1 protein-coding gene is annotated in these 243 nt (G+C 81.9%); it reads left to right on the forward strand.

Annotated features, from left to right (window positions below):
• Nucleotides 1–243, forward strand: a 243-nt coding sequence (locus G3I53_RS18035) for a sigma factor-like helix-turn-helix DNA-binding protein (RefSeq protein WP_275406512.1), incomplete at both ends; no start/stop codon positions are given.

Raw genomic sequence — 243 nt, forward strand, 5'->3', positions numbered from 1 at the left:
GCGGGGCGCCTGGCACCGGGCGGGCGGACTGCACCGTGCCCGCCCCCACCCCGGCAGCCCGCTGGCCGCGCTCGGCCCGCAGGAGCGGCTGGTCGTGGTGCTGCGGCTCTACGAGGGGGTCGCCGAGGAGCAGACGGCGGCGCTGCTCGGGCTGTCCTCGGAACGGGTCCGGGTGCTGTGCGTCCGCGCGACGGCGACCCTGCTGCGCCGCCCGGCCGCGCCGCCCGCCGCGGTCGGGGGCGT

Origin of the sequence: Streptomyces sp. SID14436 (assembly GCF_010548465.1) — a bacterium.
In the GTDB taxonomy this organism is placed as follows: domain Bacteria; phylum Actinomycetota; class Actinomycetes; order Streptomycetales; family Streptomycetaceae; genus Streptomyces.